Source organism: Nonlabens arenilitoris (assembly GCF_002954765.1).
GTDB classification, from domain to species: Bacteria; Bacteroidota; Bacteroidia; order Flavobacteriales; family Flavobacteriaceae; genus Nonlabens; species Nonlabens arenilitoris.
This window is the reverse complement of sequence record NZ_MTPW01000001.1, coordinates 788,166-808,078: the sequence shown is the minus strand read 5'-3', so window position 1 is coordinate 808,078 and position 19,913 is coordinate 788,166. Positions and strand designations below refer to the sequence as shown.

Sequence of the window (19,913 nt, the reverse complement as noted above, 5' to 3'; positions counted from 1 at the left end):
TTTTTATCCAGCAATTTCTTTAAACTTCTCAAAAAGTTCATCTTCTGCACCAGGTGTGAAACTTGAATGACGATAGACGATTTCTCCATTTTTGATTATAAGGGTAAGTGGAACATTAGGGTTGCCTAAGTGTCTTCTTACATCATTATTAGGATCTAATAAAACGGTGTATTCCCATCCTTTGCCCATAACTGCTGGTTTTACTCGACGAGTTGAACGAGAATCATCAACAGATATAGCGACCAATTCAAAATTAATTTCTTCCTGCATTTCTTCATAAACTTCGGCAATAGTGTCTAATTCTCTAATGCAAGGTACGCACCATGTTGCCCAAAGCGATACAACGACAGTCTTGTCATCACTTAAATTAGCTAAAGAGATCTCTTTACCATCTAGATTTTTTAGTGAGATTTCAGGTAGTGACGTTTGTGCTTTCGCGAAAGCGAAACTGAAAATTAGGGCTGCAATAAATAAGTTTTTCATAATGATAAGTATAGTTAAGGTTTACAATGATATAAAGAATATAAGTAATTATCATGCCAAAACTGCTTTTCTATTATGATTTCATTGTATGAAACTTAACATAAATTAGGATAATATTATGAAAAGATTATATTTGAATATCCATAATTTAATTTTAAAAAACAAACCAATGAAAACAGCAAACTTTTTAAAGATGATGATGTTATTCCTTGCTATAGGAATTACATCTTGTTCTACAAATTCAACAGACGACGGAACCAGTGGTGGTAACGGCAGTGGTGGTAGTAGTGGTGTAACATTAGAGGCTAGTAAGTCAAGAGTTTATGATAATACAATCGTAAGTTTTACAGTTAGAGATTCTAATGGGGCAATTGCAACTTCATCTGCTGTTATTACAGTTGATGGTACTCCTATAACTGGAACGACTACTTTATTGACAGGAGTTGGAACAAAGGCAGTTCAAGCGACATTAGGGACTGAAACTTCAAATACTGTAAATATTGATGTTATAACTCCATCATATACTACTAAAGGGTTAATTGAAGATTATACAGGTGCTGGATGTGGATGGTGTCCTAGAGTGTCACAGGGAATTTTAGATGTTCATGCAGCTTCAAATGGTGAAAATGTGTACGCTGTCGCGATTCACAATCCTGTTTTTGGACCAGATCCTATGACGTTTGCACAACGTTCAGTTTTAGAAAATCATTTTGGTATTAATGGTTATCCTTCTGCTGTGTTAAATAGAGATCAAGAGTGGAATGCGGCTAGTAATCATAATATGAATGTTCAACAAGCGTTATCTATGTTGAATTCAACTGCTCAAGTTGGTTTAGCAATAGACTCAAATGTAAGTGGTTCAACTGTCAATGCAACTATTAAGGTAGGTTTTGACTTAGATCAATCTGGTTTAAAATTAGTAGCTTTCCTTTTAGAAAATGGTATTGTTTATCCGCAGACAAATTATACAAATAACTGGGGTGGTGTAAGCCCAATTACAAACTTTGAGCACAATGATGTTTTAAGAACTAGTTTCACAGATCTTTTTGGAGATGCTATACCAGCAGATCAGCAAGTAGGAGGAACTGAGTATACTGCAACATTATCAGCAACATCTTCCGGTGTAAACACAACTGATTGGGATATCATTGCGTTTGTAGTAGATGCTAGTGGAAACGTTGTGAACGTTCAAAAAGCAGCTGTAGGAACAAATAAAGATTTTGATTAGATAAACCTAAATCAATTATAAAAAAAGCGCTCTATTCAGAGCGCTTTTTTTATGCTAGTATTTATTTTTAATAATTATTCCCCTAGGAAAGGATATCTGTAATCTGTAGGAGTTACAAAGGTTTCTTTAATCATACGTGGAGAAATCCAGCGTAATAGATTCAATTTAGAACCAGCCTTATCATTAGTTCCAGATGCACGAGCACCACCAAATGGTTGTTGTCCTACTACTGCTCCTGTACATTTATCATTGATGTAGAAGTTACCTGCACAATTTTCTAATGCTGTAGTTGCTTGAGATACTGCATAGCGATCTTGACCTAAAATAGCACCGGTTAATGCATATTCACTAGTTTCATCAACTAGTTTTAGCATTTCGGCATATTTATCATCCTCGTATACATAAATAGTAATTACAGGACCAAATAGTTCAGTTTCCATGGTAACATATTTAGGATCAGTAGTCACGATAACGGTTGGGTCTACAAACCATCCTTTAGATTTGTCATAATTACCACCTATTACCACTTCTGCATTTGGGTCACTTTTAGCTCCGTCAATATACTTAGCAAGTTTATCAAATGAACCTTCGTGAATCACAGCAGTAATAAAATTACTCATGTCTTCTGGAGATCCCATTTTAAAACTTTCTACGTCAGTTCTAATTAGTTTCTCAACTTCAGGCCACATACTTTGCGGTATGTAGGCACGAGAAGCTGCGCTACATTTTTGACCTTGGAATTCAAACGCACCTCTTACAATAGCTGTGGCTACTTGAGCAGGAACGGCACTTTTATGAGCAACAATAAAGTCTTTTCCTCCAGTTTCTCCAACGATTTTTGGATACGTCTTGTATGTATTAATATTTTCTCCAACCTTAGTCCATAAGCTTCTAAATACAGAAGTTGAGCCTGTGAAGTGCACACCTGAGAAATCCGGGTGAGTCATCACCTCGTCAGTCATCATTACTGGATCAGCGTTTACCATATTGATCACACCATCTGGTACTCCTGCTTCTCTGAATACTTCAACTATTACTTGTGCGCTTAACATTTGATGATCACTAGGTTTCCACACACATACATTACCCATTAATGCGGCACTAGCAGGTAGATTACCAGCAATAGCGGTAAAGTTGAATGGTGATATGCAATAAACAAATCCTTCAAGAGGTCTGTATTCTAATCTATTCCATGCCCCAGATGTAGATTCTGGTTGCTCAGCATAGATTTCAGTCATATATTGAACGTTAAACCTTAAGAAGTCTATAAGTTCACAAGCCGAATCTATTTCTGCTTGGAAAATTGTTTTAGACTGGTTGATCATTGTTGCTGCATTAATACGGGCTCTATATGGTCCCGCAATAAGCTCTGCAGCTTTTAAGAAAATACCTGCACGTTGTTCCCATGGTAATTGTGACCATGTTTTACGAGCTTCTATAGCTGTTGCAATTGCTTCTTGTACTTCTTTTTTTCCACCTCTATGATAATTACCTACAACATGTTGGTGATCATGTGGTGGTCTAATTGCTGCAGTATCGCCTGTTCTAACTTCTTTTCCATTAATATATAGCGGTACTTCTGTGTTTGCATTCCACAATTCTTTGTAAGCTGCTAGCACTTGATCTCTTTCTACAGTTCCTGGAGCATATGTTTTAATAGGCTCATTTACAGCAACTGGGACTTTGAAAAATCCTTTTCCCATGATGTAATTTATTTTTTTATTCGGGCGTGAAATTACAAATAATAGCTTGTTTTATGAACCTATTATAGCCTAAAGAATTCTTAATCTAATATGAGAGATGTGTAAACACGCTTTCGCGAAAGCGGAATTGAATTTAATTAAGTGCAAATGGTGCACTGAGTTTAAAAGCAGGAATAATAACGCCAAACTTTTTAGTTGTAGCAAAGTCAACCATGGAATAATAACCACTCATATTGCCAAAAGGTGAGGAAAGTAGGCAGCCGCTTTGATAAGTGTGCGACTCACCAGGTTTGATGACTGGTTTTTGACCTATGACACCTTCGCCATCAACGTGCTCAGTTTTACTGAGACTATCTTTAATTTTCCAATGGCGAGAAGTTAGTTGAACAGAGTTTTTGCTTTGATTTTCTATGGTAATAATATAACCAAAAGCAAAGTTCATCTTATAATTTTTATAAAATGTGCCTTCAAAACTGGTTTGTACAGAGATTTTAATTCCTCTTGTAACTTGTTGAATCATAGATTAAATACTTAGAAAAATACTTCCTAACATAAACAATGTACTGCTTACCAATAATAATACGAAAAATACAAAATTTATAAATAGAAACTTTAAAATAGTCTTAAATCTACCTTGTTTGTAAAACTTGCGCATGGATTTGTAAAGATATAAAGGACCTATAATGCCAAAAAATAGTGCTGCGATTATGCTAGTACCTGTAAAAGATTTTTCTGCGATGATCAGATAAAGTATCAGGAAGACAAAGGTTAAAAGATGAAAATTAAAAACCATGTGTTCCATATAGTTCCACCTACCTCGTGCATAAATCAACCAAAAGAATAGACTCATAAAAGGAGCAAAGAAAAATAGAAACAACGGCACCTTAGGAAGTATAATGTTGATCATCTCAACAGGTTGATCCGTTAAGTTACTGAATTTTTTTGCTTTGTTATATCTGGTGATATTTTGATTATCTAGTCGATGTCCTAATTCATTTAATGCTTCACTGGTGCTCTTTGATGGATGATTGCCATAGAAGTTTGTATAATCAGTCACTTGACTGAAGTATTTTGAAAAGTAGCTCTGATTATCAAGTTTTTCTTGAGTGTAGTAGGTGCGACCTATATTTAAAGTGGTTGTGTCCTTTTCAATTTCTTCTATAGCTCTGTCAATAGCTAATTTTTGATAAAAATTTTGATTGTCGCCTAAACTGTCTTGCTGATTTTTAATGAGTTCGATCAGCTCTGCTTTGTTTTGTGTCGTAGAATCTATACTAACATTAAAAATCCCTGAATTATTACTTTTTTGACTCTTAAGATGTGAGGTGTCAGAAAATTGAATGGCTAATTGAAGAAGTAAGAAGAAAACAATACTTACGGTTAGAAAAAACCGAAACGGATTTGCATACTCAGTTCGTTTACCATTACAATATTGCTCTGTAACATATCCTGGTTTTATAAGAATGTGTGTTATAGTGCGCCACACTCTAGAGTCATAAGCAATAAAGTTTGCAAAAAACTCGGTAAAAAAATCTTTTAACGCTAATCTCTTGGTTGTATTGAGTTGACCACATTGGTGGCAGTACTTATCGGCAATGTCTAGTGGTGTCTGGCAATTAAGACATTGATTTCCTCTGTATTTTGCTAGTGATCGTACGGTAGGTTTCATATCGATGGTTGGTCGATGTAAAGGTATTGTAAAACTCTAAAAGGTTTGTTTAATTAAATGCAAATTCATATACATTTAGAATTCAACGTTTTGATAATATAAATTAATATATAGATATATTCTTGTTAATTATTTAATAAATGAAAGAAAAAACTCTTGAGTTTCTTTTTTTTTTTTTTCATTTTTGAGTTGTCTTTGCAAGGATATCATTAATCATTAAAACTTTAAAATTATGAAAAACTTACAAAAAGGTTTATTAATATTACTAACTGTGATATCATTATATTCTTGCACTCAAGATAATATGGATTCCAATTCACGCGCTGATTCTCAGATTTTAACAAAAAGTATCAGTGAGGATTCTGAAATAACTGCAATGCAGTATTTTGAAAATTCACATGGTGTTGTTCCGACTCTGCTCGAAACTACTGAGATAATAGAAGTTGAGAGAGGAACAATTGGGTTATCTAAATTCCAAATTCAAGAAAATACACAATTAGAGTTATTTGCAACAATCAATTTAACTTCAGGCAATATAATTCATGCTATTGAAATTGATTGGTCAGCTAATACATGGAACATGAAGGATGTATACTGGAATGAAATAGAATCAGGATTATTAAATGCAGATGGATTCGAAATTAATCAAGGTGATGATTTAATAAGTATAGCAGAAATAAATAGCGCTGCTGAACAACAAAATTATACAACTAATTCTAGAGTGCGTGGATTTGGTTGGACGTGTGGACCAGTTGTAGAAAGTCCAGGAGGAAATTACAGGACTTGTTGTCATAGATTATTTTGGAGAAGAACTAAACCATGTGACCAATATGGTACTGGTGCCCTTCCAGGACGTAACCCAAGAATTATTAGCGTAAATCGTTAATAATATTATTTATTTTATCAAGGCGCAGTGAAATGCGTCTTTTAAATTTACATATGAAATATATTATTCTAATAGTTTTAATACTATCTATAAATTTTAGTAATAGTCAAAATGTCTTAATTTTAGAGTCTAATTCAAATTTGGTCATTCCATTTGCTAATGTTATGACTGATTCTATTTCAGTTTATAGTAATGAAAATGGGGTAGTTGATCTAAATAGGATAGAAGATGAGTCGGTTGTCATTATTTCATCAATTGGATATCAAACTTTAGAAATTGAAAAGAAAGAGATTAAGGAAATCTTGTACTTAGAGCCAATAGATTATATTTTGCCTTCAATCGTGATATTAGCTAACGAAAGAGTCATTGAAGATACTAAACGGCTGAGAGATTCTAAAAAATTAGGCAGCCAAATTCTTCCACGTCATACTAATATTATTACTAAAATAATTCCTCGCGAAAAGCTTGTCAGCAAGCGTATAACTTCTATCAAATTATTGTTTGAAAGACATTCTGGTATGTCAAAAAATCAAAAAGAAATTTTCAAAAAATCAAAGCTCTTGATTCGTTTAAATTTTTTCAATGTTGATGGTGATAGTTTGGGAGAGCTTATTCATTCATCTGAAACTTTTAATCTAATTACTGGAAGCACGGATGAATTAGTTGTGTCATTAAAAGAGGTCCAATTAAAGTTATCGAAAGATGGATTTTATATTCAACTAGAAAACCTTGGAGCAGTTGATGAAAAGGGTGAGTTCATTGAAGGTAATAATGGGCTATTTATAGCAAGAGCAAAAATTTCTGATAAAAAATCTACAGAGTATTTCATTGAATCATACAAACTAACATCTAATGGTCAATATGATATAGAGAATCAACTGAACTACAAAGATGTATTCGGTGACAGTGATCTCGACAAAAATTTCTTTTTAAACTTTCAGTTCTCCTATTATGAGTGATACTTAATTCCTAATATTCTCACTGCTTCCTGCGCCTTGACCTATTAATCGATCATAACGACCACCTGGTTCACGATAATAAGCAAGAACAGTGTAAATATTTTCTGTTTGCCATAAGTTTCCAGATATAAATCCTGGATCTTGTTCTCCGTTATCATACACTACGGTGTATCGATAGTTGTAAAATCCTTGTTTGAGTAAAATCTTTGCTTCATACATGCCACGTTTCTCATTGTAAATCATCATGTTTTCTGGCTGCAATTGAAAAGCATTATAATTTCCCATTACGTAAATACTGGCATCTGGCGGTAGATTAAAAGTCGGTAAAAGCGAGAAGTGAATGTTTACATATTCTGCTTGAACAGCGTTGTCTTCGTTATCTAATGTGGTCACTAGATAGTTTCCATTAATATCTGGGAAAAAAGTATATTCATTGCCGTAACGAGGTTTGTGCACAAATAAATATGCTTCATATAAATCTTTCTTGCGCACATAATCTATATTCTGGTTAGGAGACCTAAAGTCTCTATTTTCAAAATTTAAATATTCGTTTCCTGCCCAGAAAGAGGTTTCTGTATCGTACCTGTATTCTTGTCTGTTTCCTAGATTAAATTGTGGTTTAATGTCATAAAGAGCGGTCTGAATATCCGAATTTTGTATGATAACTGTTTTCAAATTATCAGCTGGATTAATGAAGTTAATTTCTTGAGAGTCTACAGTATATTGTACTCTTTGTTGAGTGTTAATATATTTAATATCTCTTGCTCTTTTAATTTCTACACCTACTTGAGCTTTTTCTTCCATGATCATGAATTTTCTAGAAAAAACAAGTTCTCTGTTATCATTATAGATGTGAATCATGTAATTACCACTCACTTTAAAGCCACGTGTAAATCGATTAGGTATGGATAATGTGTAATGAGAGTATGATTGTAATGTGGTAAAAGAGTTGCGGTAATTAAAGATGCGCATATCATCAATACCGTCTAAAAACTCATTTTTAAATAAACGACTAGGTTGCCAGTTATAATCATAGTGCTCAAACTGATAGTAATAATCTGCCTCATCACCGATCACGTCATCAAATTCTATAGCCACTGGTTCTCCTATTACAAAAACAGGAAGCATGTATTCTGGTTCCTTGTTGAAAGTTACAGACTTAATATAGTCGGGATCATTAACAAGATCCTCCATAGTTTGTGATTGAGCGATAAAAACAACAGATAATGTTGTAAAGACTAAAATAAAAAACGACTTCATAGATGGTTAAATACGTGATAAATATAATGTTTATTGTGTATGTTGTTAATACTTTCGCGAAAGCGATGCCAAACTTACGGTGTAATTCTATTAAGAATTGTTCTAAATAATTTCAGCATCCAATAATGTGCGCATTATCGCGTAAATTTGCACGATTTTTAAAAGGACTAAATCCATCATCCTATGTCAAAAGACATTAGAATTAAAAAAGGTCTCGATATTAAGTTAGTAGGAGTTGCTCAAAAAGAGCTTGATAATGCTGCTGCTTCAACTTTTTATTATGTAAGACCTGAAGATTTTCACAGTATCATTCCAAAGCTAGTAGCTAGAGAAGGTACTCACGTAAAAGCCGGTGAGACATTGTTTTATAACAAGTCGATCGAGTCAATGAAATTTGTATCTCCAGTATCAGGTGAGATTGTAGAAGTGCAACGTGGTCCTAAAAGACGTATCGATGCCTTTAAGATCAAAGCAGATGTCAATCAGGATTATGTAAATCATGGTGCATTTAACCTGTCGGGTAAAAAAGCCGAAGATGTTAAGAATCATTTGCTTGCATCTGGTTGTTGGGCATTTGTAAAACAGCGTCCTTATGATGTGGTTGCAAATCCGGCAATTACTCCTAAGGCTATTTTTATCTCTGGACATGCTAGCGCACCGCTTGCTGCAGATTTAGATTTTACTCTTGCTGGAAAAGAAAAAGAATTACAGGCTGCTATCAATGCCTTAGGAATGCTTACTGCAGGTAAGGTTCATGTAGGTGTAGGGAAAGGCTCTAATTCTGTATTTGCTGGATTGAGTGGTGTAGAGCTTCACAAGGTTTCTGGACCTCATCCTAGTGGTAATGTAGGAACACTTATCAATAAAATTGATCCTATTAATAAAGGTGAGACAGTTTATACTGTAGCAGCACAAGATTTAGTAATTATCGGAGAGTTGCTGTTAACAGGTAAGTTCAATGCAGAGCGTGTAGTGGCGTTTGCAGGGTCGTCTGTTGAAAAGCCTCGATACTTCAACACTAAAATAGGTGCTACACTAGATAGTTTTATATACAAAAATGGTGTTGAGAAAGGAGCAAATCACCGTGTGATTTCTGGTAATGTATTATCTGGAAAACAAGTAGGTGAAGAAGGAGTGCTAGATTACTACAGTAATGTAGTGACCGCTATTCCTGAAGGAGATGATTATGAGTTCTTTGGGTGGAACAAGCCAGTTTTTGATAAAATATCGCCTTCTAGAGCATTAACTTTCTCGTGGTTAAATCCTAAGAAGAAATACGACCTAGATACCAATACAAATGGGGAACACAGAGCGTTTGTAGTGACTGGTAATTATGAAGAGGTTTTCCCTTTAGATATTTACCCTATGCAAATCTTAAAGGCTTGTATGTATAAAGACCTTGATGAAATGGAAGCTTTAGGTATGTATGAGGTCGCGCCTGAGGACTTTGCGGTAACAGAATTTATTTGTGTATCTAAACAACCGCACCAAAAGATAATTAGAGAAGGATTAGACTTAATGCTTAAAGAAATAGGATAATGAGTTTAAAAAGCAAATTACACGACTTAAAAGAGAAGTATAAAGGAAAGAAAATGGCGCCTGCATTTAATGCACTCCATACTTTTCTATACTTGCCAAATGAAGTGACTCACAATGGAACACACATCAAAGCGGCAGATGATTTAAAGCGTACTATGAATACGGTAATCATGGCCTTAGTGCCATGTTTGATATTCGGTATGTATAATGCTGGTTACCAGCACTACCTTGCTCAAGGAATGATTGAAAGTGCAAATGGGTTCTTAGGAGCGTCGTTTTGGACTGTAGATAATTTGTTAATAGGTGCTTGGACTATTTTACCTCTAGTAGCTGTCTCTTATGGAGTAGGACTTGCGGTTGAATTCTTGTTTGCTGTTATTAAAGGCCATGAGGTTGAAGAAGGATACCTTGTAACTGGTATGCTTGTGCCACTTATAGTTCCTGTTGATATACCATTATGGATGCTTGCAGTAGCGGTGATATTTGGTGTAGTAATAGGTAAAGAGGTTTTTGGTGGTACGGGAATGAATATCTTAAATCCTGCATTAACTATTAGAGCATTCTTATTCTTTGCATATCCTACATGGATGTCTGGAGATAAGGTATGGGTGCATGGCGCAGTAGAACGCGATCAAATGATTGCTGCTGGACAAAGTAACTTGGATGCAATATCTGGAGAAACGATTCTAGGATCTTATGCTCAAAATAGTTCAGTTGCTTACGATTACTGGGATATGTTCTGGGGATTAATACCAGGTTCAGTTGGTGAGACTTCTAAATTCTTAATTATTATCGGTGCGCTATTCTTAATATTTACTAAGATAGGAAGCTGGAGAATTATGTTAAGCACTGTTGTAGGTGCTCTAGTAATGGGATTAATCTTTAACGGTGTTGTTGATGCAGGGATTATAACAGATTCTAGTAAGTTTTATGGGTTAATGAGTGTACCATTCTGGCAACACTTAATTATAGGTTCGATTCTTTTTGGTGCCGTATTTATGGCTACTGATCCTGTAACTGCTTCTCAAACAAATAAAGGAAAATGGATTTACGGTTTCTTAATTGGTTTTATATCGATTATGATACGTGTATTTAATCCGGCATATCCAGAAGGTGTTTTTCTTGCAATATTATTAATGAATGTGTTTGCGCCTACTATTGATCACTATGTCGTTCAAGGTAACGTAAAGAAAAGAATGAAGCGTTTAAAAGTTAAAGCAGCTTAATCATGGAAAATAGAACTGATAAAAATTCATATACCTTACTCTTTGCCGTAGGAATGGTAATCGTGGTAGGTGGAATATTAGCCTTTTTAGCATCTAGCTTAAGTCCTGCTATTGCTCAAAACGAGAAAATAGAAAAGCAACAAAACATACTTTATGCTTTAGGAATTAATAATAACGAAGGTAGTTCTGCTGTCTTTGTTGATGCTAGTGAAGCGCCTGAGGAATTTAAAAAGAATGTTACTGAGCAATTAGTACTTACTTTCAAAGATGGAAGTATTGTTAAAACTCAAACTCGTCAAGAATATATGGATGAGACTAACCAAGAACCATATTTAATTGATGTTAAGAAACAACAGAATCTTCAAAAGACTGAAGGTACACGTTTGTTGCCACTATTTGTAGGTAAAAATCCAGAAGGTAAAACATTATATGTAGCACCTATTAGAGGTAAAGGTTTATGGGATGCGATTTGGGGTTATGTAGCTGTAGATGAAGATATGGTGGTACAAGGTGCTTATTTTGATCATAAAGGAGAAACTCCAGGCCTAGGTGCTAACATTAAGCAAACCTATTTCATGGATGATTTTACAGGAGAGCACTTACTTAATGAGTCTGGTGTTTTTAAAGGAATTACCGTGGCAAAAGGTAACGCAGACCCTAAGAACAATGATAAAAACGATTATGAGGTAGATGCCATTGCAGGAGCCACCATTACAGGTGATGGTGTGACAGCAATGATTAAAAAAGACCTAGGTCTTTATGTGCCTTATTTTAAAACTTTAAAGAAATAGATATATGGGACTTTTATCAAAAAAAGATAGTAAGCTAATATCAGATCCATTATTAGACAATAACCCAATTACCATTCAGGTATTAGGGATCTGTTCTGCTCTTGCAATTACTGCAGAGTTGAAAGCATCGATTGTAATGTCTATTTCTGTACTTTTTGTACTAGGTGTAGGTAACGTGGTTATCTCTTTAATGAGAAATATTATTCCTTCTAAAATTAGAATTATAGTACAGCTAGTAGTAGTAGCTGCATTAGTAATTATTGTTGATCAAGTATTAAAAGCTTATGCATATGAATTAAGTAAAACCTTATCTGTATTTGTTGGATTAATAATCACAAACTGTATTATCATGGGTCGATTTGAGGCTTTTGCATTAGGTAATGGACCATGGAGATCTTTCCTTGATGGAATAGGAAACGCAGCTGGTTATGGTTTTATCTTAATCTTAGTAGGTTTCTTTAGAGAACTTTTAGGTTCGGGTACCTTATTAGGTTTCCCAGTGTTAGGAGACCCTATAGAAAAGACTGGATTGTATGCGATAGGATATGAGAATAATGGATTCATGCTTTTATCTCCTATGGCGTTAATTGTTGTTGGTCTTATTATATGGGTACAACGTAGTAGAAATAAAGCTTTAATAGAGGACTAGATAATGGTTATTACGCTTTCGCGAAAGCGTAATTCAAAACATACAATATGGAACATATAGAATTATTTTTCAAATCAATTTTTATAGATAACATGGTATTTGCTACATTCTTAGGAATGTGTTCTTACCTGGCCGTGTCTAAGAAAGTTTCTACCGCAGTAGGATTAGGTGCTGCAGTAATTTTTGTACTAGCGATTACCGTACCATTGAACTGGATGCTGGATCAGTACATTTTACAACCTGGTGCTTTAAAATGGTTAGGTGCAGAGTATGCTTCTTATGACCTTAGTTTCTTATCATTTATCATGTTTATAGCAACTATTGCAACCATGGTACAATTAGTAGAGATCATCGTAGAGAAATTCTCGCCATCACTATATAATTCACTAGGTATATTTTTACCGCTTATCGCTGTAAACTGTGCGATTTTAGGTGGATCATTATTCATGCAATCTAGAGAGATTGCTACTCTAGGATTAGCTACCACTTATGGTGTAGGTTCTGGTATAGGGTGGTTTCTAGCGATACTAGCTATTGCAGCGATACGTGAAAAGATCCGTTACTCATCTGTACCAGCTCCATTAAGAGGATTAGGAATTACATTTATCATTACTGGATTGATGGCTATTGGTTTCATGAGTTTTGGTGGAATGTTAACCGGTGGTGATGAAGAAGAAAAGTCAGATACAAATGAATTATCTGTAATGCCTGTAGATGAGAGTAATGAGTTGACTATACAAGCGACTGCATTAGAAGATAAACTAACACAAGTAAACCAGTAATAGAATGATATTAGCAGCAGGAACTACGGGAACGATTATTGCTACAGTAGCAGCGTTTTTACTTTTAACCTTGTTATTAGTAACGCTTCTTTTAGTAGTAAAGCAAAAATTATCTCCATCTGGTCCAGTGACCATTAACGTGAATGGAGAAAGAGATTTAACTACTGGATCTGGTAGTACTTTATTAAGTACACTAGGTGATAATAAACTATTCTTACCATCTGCTTGTGGTGGTGGTGGAACATGTATCCAGTGTAAGTGTATAGTAAAAGAAGGTGGTGGTGGAATACTTCCTACTGAAGAACCACATTTCTCGCGTAAAGAAATCGCTGAAGGTTGGAGATTAGGTTGTCAGGTTAAGGTAAAACAAGACATGGTAATCGAGATTCCTGAAGAGGTTTTCGGAATCAAGAAGTGGGAAGCAGAAGTGGTACGTAATTATAACGTTGCTTCTTTCATTAAAGAATTTGTAGTGCGTCTTCCAGAAGATATGCATTATGAAGCAGGTGGATATATCCAAATTGAAATTCCAGAGTGTACAGTTAACTTTAAAGATATGGATATTACTGCTCACCCAGAAGAGCATGATACACCAGATAAATTTCAAGCAGAATGGGATAAGTTTAACTTATGGCCACTAGTGATGAAAAATCCTGAAACCGTAGAAAGAGCATATTCTATGGCTTCTTATCCAGCTGAAGGTCGTGATATTATGTTAAATGTACGTATTGCTACGCCGCCATGGGATAGAGCAAAGAACGGATGGATGGATGTAAATCCTGGTGTTGCTAGTTCATATATTTTTAATCAGAAACCTGGCGATAAAGTTGTGGTATCAGGTCCTTATGGTGAATTCTTTATCAATGAATCTGAAGCAGAGATGCTTTATGTAGGTGGTGGAGCAGGAATGGCGCCTATGCGTTCTCACCTATATCACTTGTTCCGTACGATTAAGACCGGTAGAAAAGTAACTTACTGGTATGGAGGTCGATCTAAACGCGAATTATTTTACTTAGATCACTTTAGAGCATTAGAAAAAGATTTTCCTAATTTCAAATTTTACCTTGCATTATCTGAACCATTAGAAGAAGATAATTGGAAAGTAAAAGATGGTATAGATGGTGAAGGTGATGGGTTTGTAGGTTTCATTCACAACTGTGTAATTGATAACTATTTAAATCATCATGATACACCAGAGGATATTGAGTTATATTTCTGTGGTCCACCATTGATGAATCAAGCGGTTCAAAAAATGGGTGAGGATTTTGGAATTCCAGATGAGAACATCAGATTTGATGATTTTGGAGGATAATAATCATTTTTATTATAGTAAAAAACCCGACTTATTAAGTCGGGTTTTTTTATGGTAGATAATTTGAAAATAATAAATACCATCTGTTTACATTTAGTTTGATTTTAATATCATATTGGCCTTATAAATTTCTTTTTGTAGATCCATAGAATGCGATGTAGCCATAACAAAGTGTTAGGCAAAGAAACGCAACTCCTAGACCTGTTCCTGTTAGATTACCTTCGTTATCTGTACTCACCACGTCTGCTATGGTTCCTATTATTTTAGGAATAACTGCTCCACCCACGATAGACATAACTAGTAATCCTGAAGCTTGTGCTTTTAAATTATCTAGTCCATTTAAGGCGAGACTAAAAATTGTAGGGAACATGATGGAGTTAAATAGTCCTACCGCTAAAATGGTGAACATAGCTGTGGTTCCATTACTGCTCACAGATATGATTATCATTGCTATAGCTAGCATACCAAATATCATAAGTAATTTGCCACTACTGATAAAACGCATTAAAAAAGCACCAATAAATCTACCAATCATCGCACCACCCCAATATAGGGTTACAAAAGATCCTAATACAGCTTTAGCATCTAATTGATCTATGTCTTTGCCTACTAACAGAAAAGAAGATAAACCTCTAAAAAACCCGTTATTCTTAATATTTTCTATTACCTCGAGTTCTTGAAAATAATTGACCAAAAAACTACCGATGGAAACTTCGGCACCTACATACATGAAAATACCCAGCATTCCAAAAAGGAATTTTTTATTACTTAATAGTTGAGAATATCCACCAACTGGAGCTGCTTTAATTAAAGAAGGTAGTTTTTTCCAACCAAAAATAGCGGCAAGTGCAAACAGTATAATTGCGATTATGATAAATGGTTCTTGAACAGTTAATGCTTCATTGGCATAATAATCTAAGCGATCTGACTCATTGAGTTTCTCAATTGCTTTACTGTCCATTACGGTATCACTTAGTAAAAATATGGCACCTACTACGGGAGCTAATAATGTCCCAAAACTGTTAAAAGCTTGTGATAGATTAAGTCTGCTTGATGCTGTTTTCTCATCACCTAGTAGTGTGACATAAGGATTTGCAGCTACCTGTAATAAGGTAATCCCTGCTGCCAATGTGAAAAAGGCGGTAATAAATATCCAGAATTCTCTCATGCTTGCAGCTGGATAGAATAGCAAACAGGCTAATCCCATTATAGATAGGCCAAGAACAATTCCTCGTTGATAACCTATTTTTTCAAGTAAAAAACTGGATGGTATAGCAAAACAAAAGAATGCTCCAAAGAATGCTAACTGAACCATTATGGACTGACCATAGCTTAATTCAAATACGTCTTTTAATCTTGGGACTAAAGCATCTACAAGCACGGTTATAAAACCCCACATGAAAAATAAAATGGTTAAAAATGCAAATGCAGTTTGGTAATTATTTTTTGTATTCATGAGTAAGTTTCTATGAGTCTAATGCTGCAGTTGATGCGATACGTTCATTAACGCCATCTTTATATTTCATCATTGCAAATCCTGGATGAATGCAGTAACTACCCGTTTCCCCTTTCTTATTGAGAGCGATATAAGCTACTTGAAAATTTTCTATGTTTTTATTTTTGGTAATGATGCGTTTTACAGCTTCTTCACAAGCTTCTTGTGGTGTTTTACCTTGTCTCATCAATTCAACAATTAAAAAACTACCTACAGTTTTCATGATTTCCTCACCCATTCCAGTAGCAGCGGCGCCACCTATCTCATTGTCTACAAACAAACCAGATCCAATTATAGGAGAATCACCTACACGACCTTTCATTTTATATGAAAGTCCAGATGTGGTACAAGCTCCAGCGATATCACCATGTTGATCCATGCATAGCATTCCTATAGTATCATGATTTTCTATGTTAATAATAGGTTTGTATTCGCTAGTTTTGAGCCATTCTCTATAAGCAGCCTCTGAAGAATCAGTAAGTAGTTGCTCTGCTTGAAAACCATTTTTATACGCCAGTTCTTCTGCGCCTTTTCCAGCTAACATGACGTGTGGAGTTTCTTCCATGACAACTTTAGCCAATGCAGCCACATTAGTAATGTTTTCAACGCAAACTACAGCACCGCAATCGCCATTTGAATCCATAACGCATGCATCTAGTGTTACGCTTCCTTCTCGATCTGGAGCGCCTCCTTTACCTACAGTCGTATTCTTTACATTCTCTTCCTCTACAGCAACACCTTTAATCGCTGCGTCTAATGCGGTTAGGCCATTTTCTAATGCTTTTCCGGCTGTACGATTAGCTTCGGTAAAACCCCAAGTGCAAATAGCTATAGGTGCTGTTTTATTTGTCATAATCGATTTATTTGTTGATTCTACACACGACAGTAATGTAGCGCCCAACGTAAGCGCAGCACTACCTTGAGCTGTTTTTTTTATAAAATGTCTTCTTTTCAATCTGGATTAGTTTACGTTAATTTCATCTATGAAAATCCATGAGGTACCGTCAAATGGATGACCTAAATGCCATTCAGGTAATTTCCCATAGGTGGTTGCTTTCATTTTAATAATTTTAATCTTATCGTTAATATCAGGAGTTTCTAGGCGTGGTCTAAATACTTTGGATACTTCATCTTTTCCTGTCTCTGGTAAATCACGATTGATGACTTTTACCAATTTACCATTTTCATTATAGAATTCAAATGTTATAGTCCTAGGCCAAAAAATCCAGCTGCGTTGATCTTTTAAAAATCCTACTATTACATTATTAACGGTTCTAGGGTTGCCTAAATCTATAGTTACATCTAAGTCTTCATTCTGAGTGCCTTGCCAGGCTCCAGAACGAAAATCTTCAGTTCCTCTCATGCCATCTATAAGAGCATCGTTTCCACCAGCACTGTACTCGTTTGCATAAGAATGCCCAAGAGTAACTGTCATATTCTTATCATATTTATAAAAAGCCGTAGTAACCACTGGACTTTTTTTGTCTCCATCACGAGCGATCACAGATAATGTTCCTGCATTAAATAAAGTAATAGGATCTTTATATTCTTGCCAGGTAGACTCATCTCTGGAGTAGAACATAGTCGCATTTTCATTAACCTGATTTAAATGAACTACGGTAGAGTCTGCAAAAGCGATTTTACCTTTTTCTATAAATGGTGGTGTGATAATAAGTTCATCTTTAATAGAGGATTCTGGCCAGTTTTCTTGAACTGTTCCCCAATCGGTAGCTTCGTTACTCATCTCAAACGCTAGCGTACTACCGTTCATAATAAGATCGTGAGATATGTATGAATTGTTATGTGGTTGTGAATTCGCTTTCGCGGAAGCGATATACTTACCGTCACCGTGCTTTACCACAGTGAATTGCTTACCATTTTCTAAGTTGATTGTCGCTTTGTCAAATAAAGGTGTGCCAATAATATATTGATTAGAACCTGGAGTCACAGGATAAAACCCTAGTGAACTGAGCACGTACCAAGCACTCATTTGACCACAGTCTTCATTTCCTGATATGCCATCTGGTAAATTGTGATATAATGTGGTTAATATTTCATGAATTTTTTCTTGAGTTTTATAAGGTTTGCCTACATAATTATAGAGGTATGCCATGTGGTGGCTAGGTTCATTGCCATGTGCATATTGACCTATAAGACCAGTAATATCTGCTTGATGTCGTCCTGAAGTTTTCATGGGTGCAATAAACATTTCATCGAGGTGTTTTTCATATGCAGCATTTCCACCCATCAATTTTATATGCCCAGAGATATCCTGTGGAGTATATAAACTGTATTGCCATGCATTTGCCTCAGTATAATTAAAATTCACTTCTTCAGGTTTAAAGGGAGCAAACCAAGTGTTGCGTATACGACCTTGAAGAAAACCTGTGGCAGGATTATAGAGATTTTTATAATATTGAGCTCTTTGTATGTAAGTTTTATAATCGTCAGGTTTGTTTAGTACTTGAGCCATTTGTGCAATGGTCCAGTCGTCATAAGCATATTCTAGCGTTTTAGAAACAGATTCACTTTCTAGTTCTACTGGAATAAACCCTAATGATTTATATGAATCTAATCCTAGTTTATCTCTAGTAGCACTGTGTTTCATAGCTTCAAAAGTTAGATCAATATCATAATCGCGTATTCCTTTCAAATAGGCATCTGCTATGACAGGAACGGCATGATAGCCTATCATACAACCAGTGTAATTACCGCTTAAATCCCAGATGGGCATAATGGCACCTTCTTCATATTTAGCAGTAAATGTGTTGATAAAGTCGTTAGTTCGTTCTTGTTCAATAATGGTGTATAATGGATGAGCAGCTCGATAAGTATCCCACAATGAAAATACGGTGTAGTAATCAAAATCTTGTGTTTCGTGAATTTCTAAATCCATTCCTCTGTAACGACCATCTACATCTTGATATAAATTTGGAGCAATCATGGTGTGATATAGAGCGCTGTAGAAATTTACTTTATTATCGTGATTATCATCTTCAATAATGATTTTATTTAACTGTTTTTCCCAAGCATTGTTTGCCTCTTTTTTAATGGTGTCAAAATCTTTAATGCCTATTTCAGCTTCAAGATTGCTTTTTGCTCCTTCTTCATCTACTGGACTTATTCCTATTTTGATGGTTACTGGTTCGTTGTTTGGGTTGTCAAATTTTAAGGCGTCTATTGTAGGTGTAGTTTCCAAATCATCTAGCTCGTATGAACTTGAAAAAGGATGCGATGTTTTTATATAGAAATAGAGCATTTGCTTTGTAGCCCATGCGCTGGAATATCTTTTTCCAGAAATCTCAGTATTGGATAAAAATTGTAAATCATGCTCCAGTAATTTATCTCTATGTAATAAGTCTAGGATGACGTATTGGTTCTCGCTTTCGCGAAAGCGATATTCATGCATACCAGCACGTTCTGTAACTGTTAATCGCACGTCTATATCAGTATCGTCCAGATGCACTTCATAATATCCGGGACTTGCTTTTTCATTATCGTGAGAGAATTTTGATGAGTAGCCTTCTTTTCCATCGGCACCGTTGTGTAGAATAGGCTTTGTAGTAGGCATTAAAAGAATATCGCCGTAATCGCTTACACCTGTTCCGCTTAAATGAGTATGTGAGAATCCATAAATCACGTCGTCTGTATAATGATAACCACTACAGCCATCCCAACCATCGAGTCTAGTGTCTGGACTTAATTGCATCATCCCATAAGGCATAGTTGCGCCAGGATAAGTGTGCCCATGTCCACCAGTTCCTATGAAGGTGTTGACGTATTCTGTAAGTGGTTGGTCTGATTTTGCCTGTGATATATCTATAATAGTTGATTCTGTTTTCTGTTGACAGGAAAACATAAGAATTGTAAAAAATATTAAAAGAGTTATCCTTTTCATAGGTGTAGAGTCAGTTTGTGCTTAAATATAGTC

Annotated in this window: 17 protein-coding genes; 9 read left to right on the top strand and 8 right to left on the bottom strand. The window is 35.3% G+C overall.

Annotated features, from left to right (window positions below; genetic code table 11):
- Positions 1-3: 3 nt before the first annotated feature.
- Complete coding sequence (locus BST92_RS03545) at positions 4-483, bottom strand: TlpA family protein disulfide reductase (RefSeq protein ID WP_105070210.1); 480 nt, start codon at positions 481-483, stop codon at positions 4-6.
- Positions 484-652: 169 nt separating this feature from the next.
- Here BST92_RS03545 and BST92_RS03540 point away from each other — a divergent pair, with 169 nt between their 5' ends.
- Entirely contained in the window at positions 653-1,711 is a 1,059-nt protein-coding gene (locus tag BST92_RS03540; protein WP_170061699.1) for an Omp28-related outer membrane protein, read from the top strand.
- Positions 1,712-1,785: 74 nt separating this feature from the next.
- Here the strand turns inward: BST92_RS03540 and pruA are convergent, their stop codons facing one another.
- The 3 genes from pruA to BST92_RS03525 all read right to left on the bottom strand — a co-directional run bounded on the left by pruA (position 1,786) and on the right by BST92_RS03525 (position 5,083).
- Positions 1,786-3,414, bottom strand: a complete 1,629-nt coding sequence (pruA, locus tag BST92_RS03535) for an L-glutamate gamma-semialdehyde dehydrogenase (protein ID WP_105070209.1) — start codon at positions 3,412-3,414, stop codon at positions 1,786-1,788.
- A gap of 133 nt (positions 3,415-3,547) precedes the next feature.
- On the bottom strand, positions 3,548-3,934 hold the full coding sequence (gene apaG / locus BST92_RS03530; RefSeq protein ID WP_105070208.1) for a Co2+/Mg2+ efflux protein ApaG: 387 nt from the start codon (positions 3,932-3,934) through the stop codon (positions 3,548-3,550).
- 3 nt (positions 3,935-3,937) lie between these two features.
- Positions 3,938-5,083 carry a DUF3667 domain-containing protein gene (locus tag BST92_RS03525; RefSeq protein ID WP_105070207.1) on the bottom strand — a complete coding sequence of 382 codons (1,146 nt, stop codon included), beginning with the start codon at positions 5,081-5,083 and terminating at the stop codon, positions 3,938-3,940.
- A gap of 232 nt (positions 5,084-5,315) precedes the next feature.
- Between BST92_RS03525 and BST92_RS03520 the strand changes: the two genes are divergently transcribed.
- Together BST92_RS03520 and BST92_RS03515 are read left to right on the top strand one after the other, a co-directional pair.
- Complete coding sequence (locus BST92_RS03520; RefSeq protein WP_105070206.1) at positions 5,316-5,969, top strand: hypothetical protein; 654 nt, start codon at positions 5,316-5,318, stop codon at positions 5,967-5,969.
- A gap of 53 nt (positions 5,970-6,022) precedes the next feature.
- Entirely contained in the window at positions 6,023-6,928 is a 906-nt protein-coding gene (locus BST92_RS03515) for a hypothetical protein (protein ID WP_105070205.1), read from the top strand.
- A gap of 3 nt (positions 6,929-6,931) precedes the next feature.
- Here BST92_RS03515 and BST92_RS03510 read toward each other — a convergent pair whose 3' ends face one another.
- Positions 6,932-8,188 carry a type IX secretion system plug protein gene (locus BST92_RS03510; RefSeq protein WP_105070204.1) on the bottom strand — a complete coding sequence of 419 codons (1,257 nt, stop codon included), beginning with the start codon at positions 8,186-8,188 and terminating at the stop codon, positions 6,932-6,934.
- 183 nt (positions 8,189-8,371) lie between these two features.
- Between BST92_RS03510 and BST92_RS03505 the strand changes: the two genes are divergently transcribed.
- From BST92_RS03505 to nqrF, 6 genes are read left to right on the top strand one after another with little or no spacing between them, the layout of a single operon-like run.
- A complete protein-coding gene (locus BST92_RS03505) occupies positions 8,372-9,727 on the top strand; it encodes a Na(+)-translocating NADH-quinone reductase subunit A (RefSeq protein WP_105070203.1) in 1,356 nt (451 codons plus the stop codon).
- Positions 9,727-10,953, top strand: a complete 1,227-nt coding sequence (locus BST92_RS03500) for an NADH:ubiquinone reductase (Na(+)-transporting) subunit B (protein WP_105070202.1) — start codon at positions 9,727-9,729, stop codon at positions 10,951-10,953. The genes BST92_RS03505 and BST92_RS03500 overlap by 1 nt, the downstream gene beginning before the upstream one ends.
- Before the next feature lie 2 nt (positions 10,954-10,955).
- Positions 10,956-11,744: a Na(+)-translocating NADH-quinone reductase subunit C gene (locus tag BST92_RS03495; protein ID WP_105070201.1), complete on the top strand. Its 789-nt coding sequence runs from the start codon at positions 10,956-10,958 to the stop codon at positions 11,742-11,744.
- 4 nt (positions 11,745-11,748) lie between these two features.
- Positions 11,749-12,393, top strand: coding sequence for an NADH:ubiquinone reductase (Na(+)-transporting) subunit D (locus BST92_RS03490; protein WP_006796020.1), 645 nt, complete (start codon positions 11,749-11,751; stop codon positions 12,391-12,393).
- 47 nt (positions 12,394-12,440) lie between these two features.
- On the top strand, positions 12,441-13,175 hold the full coding sequence (gene nqrE / locus BST92_RS03485; RefSeq protein WP_006796019.1) for an NADH:ubiquinone reductase (Na(+)-transporting) subunit E: 735 nt from the start codon (positions 12,441-12,443) through the stop codon (positions 13,173-13,175).
- Between the two features lie 4 nt (positions 13,176-13,179).
- On the top strand, positions 13,180-14,487 hold the full coding sequence (gene nqrF, locus BST92_RS03480; protein WP_105070200.1) for an NADH:ubiquinone reductase (Na(+)-transporting) subunit F: 1,308 nt from the start codon (positions 13,180-13,182) through the stop codon (positions 14,485-14,487).
- A 121-nt stretch (positions 14,488-14,608) separates the two neighbouring features.
- Here nqrF and BST92_RS03475 read toward each other — a convergent pair whose 3' ends face one another.
- The 3 genes from BST92_RS03475 to BST92_RS03465 are packed head-to-tail and all read right to left on the bottom strand — an operon-like array spanning position 14,609 to position 19,880.
- The gene (locus tag BST92_RS03475; protein WP_105070199.1) at positions 14,609-15,943 is read right to left on the bottom strand and encodes a sugar MFS transporter; all 1,335 of its coding nucleotides are present in this window, start codon (positions 15,941-15,943) and stop codon (positions 14,609-14,611) included.
- Between the two features lie 10 nt (positions 15,944-15,953).
- A complete protein-coding gene (locus BST92_RS03470; protein WP_105070198.1) occupies positions 15,954-16,937 on the bottom strand; it encodes an isoaspartyl peptidase/L-asparaginase family protein in 984 nt (327 codons plus the stop codon).
- A 6-nt stretch (positions 16,938-16,943) separates the two neighbouring features.
- Positions 16,944-19,880, bottom strand: a complete 2,937-nt coding sequence (locus tag BST92_RS03465; protein ID WP_105070197.1) for a GH92 family glycosyl hydrolase — start codon at positions 19,878-19,880, stop codon at positions 16,944-16,946.
- Positions 19,881-19,913: the final 33 nt, after the last annotated feature.

Excerpts from the sequence above, each read along its gene's own strand:
- BST92_RS03545 (WP_105070210.1), bottom strand. The coding sequence starts at position 483 with ATGAAAAACTTATTTATTGCAGCCCTAATTTTCAGTTTCGCTTTCGCG.
- BST92_RS03540 (WP_170061699.1), top strand. The coding sequence starts at position 653 with ATGAAAACAGCAAACTTTTTAAAGATGATGATGTTATTCCTTGCTATA.
- pruA (WP_105070209.1), bottom strand. The coding sequence starts at position 3,414 with ATGGGAAAAGGATTTTTCAAAGTCCCAGTTGCTGTAAATGAGCCTATT.
- apaG (WP_105070208.1), bottom strand. The coding sequence starts at position 3,934 with ATGATTCAACAAGTTACAAGAGGAATTAAAATCTCTGTACAAACCAGT.
- BST92_RS03525 (WP_105070207.1), bottom strand. The coding sequence starts at position 5,083 with ATGAAACCTACCGTACGATCACTAGCAAAATACAGAGGAAATCAATGT.
- BST92_RS03520 (WP_105070206.1), top strand. The coding sequence starts at position 5,316 with ATGAAAAACTTACAAAAAGGTTTATTAATATTACTAACTGTGATATCA.
- BST92_RS03515 (WP_105070205.1), top strand. The coding sequence starts at position 6,023 with ATGAAATATATTATTCTAATAGTTTTAATACTATCTATAAATTTTAGT.
- BST92_RS03510 (WP_105070204.1), bottom strand. The coding sequence starts at position 8,188 with ATGAAGTCGTTTTTTATTTTAGTCTTTACAACATTATCTGTTGTTTTT.
- BST92_RS03505 (WP_105070203.1), top strand. The coding sequence starts at position 8,372 with ATGTCAAAAGACATTAGAATTAAAAAAGGTCTCGATATTAAGTTAGTA.
- BST92_RS03500 (WP_105070202.1), top strand. The coding sequence starts at position 9,727 with ATGAGTTTAAAAAGCAAATTACACGACTTAAAAGAGAAGTATAAAGGA.
- BST92_RS03495 (WP_105070201.1), top strand. The coding sequence starts at position 10,956 with ATGGAAAATAGAACTGATAAAAATTCATATACCTTACTCTTTGCCGTA.
- BST92_RS03490 (WP_006796020.1), top strand. The coding sequence starts at position 11,749 with ATGGGACTTTTATCAAAAAAAGATAGTAAGCTAATATCAGATCCATTA.
- nqrE (WP_006796019.1), top strand. The coding sequence starts at position 12,441 with ATGGAACATATAGAATTATTTTTCAAATCAATTTTTATAGATAACATG.
- nqrF (WP_105070200.1), top strand. The coding sequence starts at position 13,180 with ATGATATTAGCAGCAGGAACTACGGGAACGATTATTGCTACAGTAGCA.
- BST92_RS03475 (WP_105070199.1), bottom strand. The coding sequence starts at position 15,943 with ATGAATACAAAAAATAATTACCAAACTGCATTTGCATTTTTAACCATT.
- BST92_RS03465 (WP_105070197.1), bottom strand. The coding sequence starts at position 19,880 with ATGAAAAGGATAACTCTTTTAATATTTTTTACAATTCTTATGTTTTCC.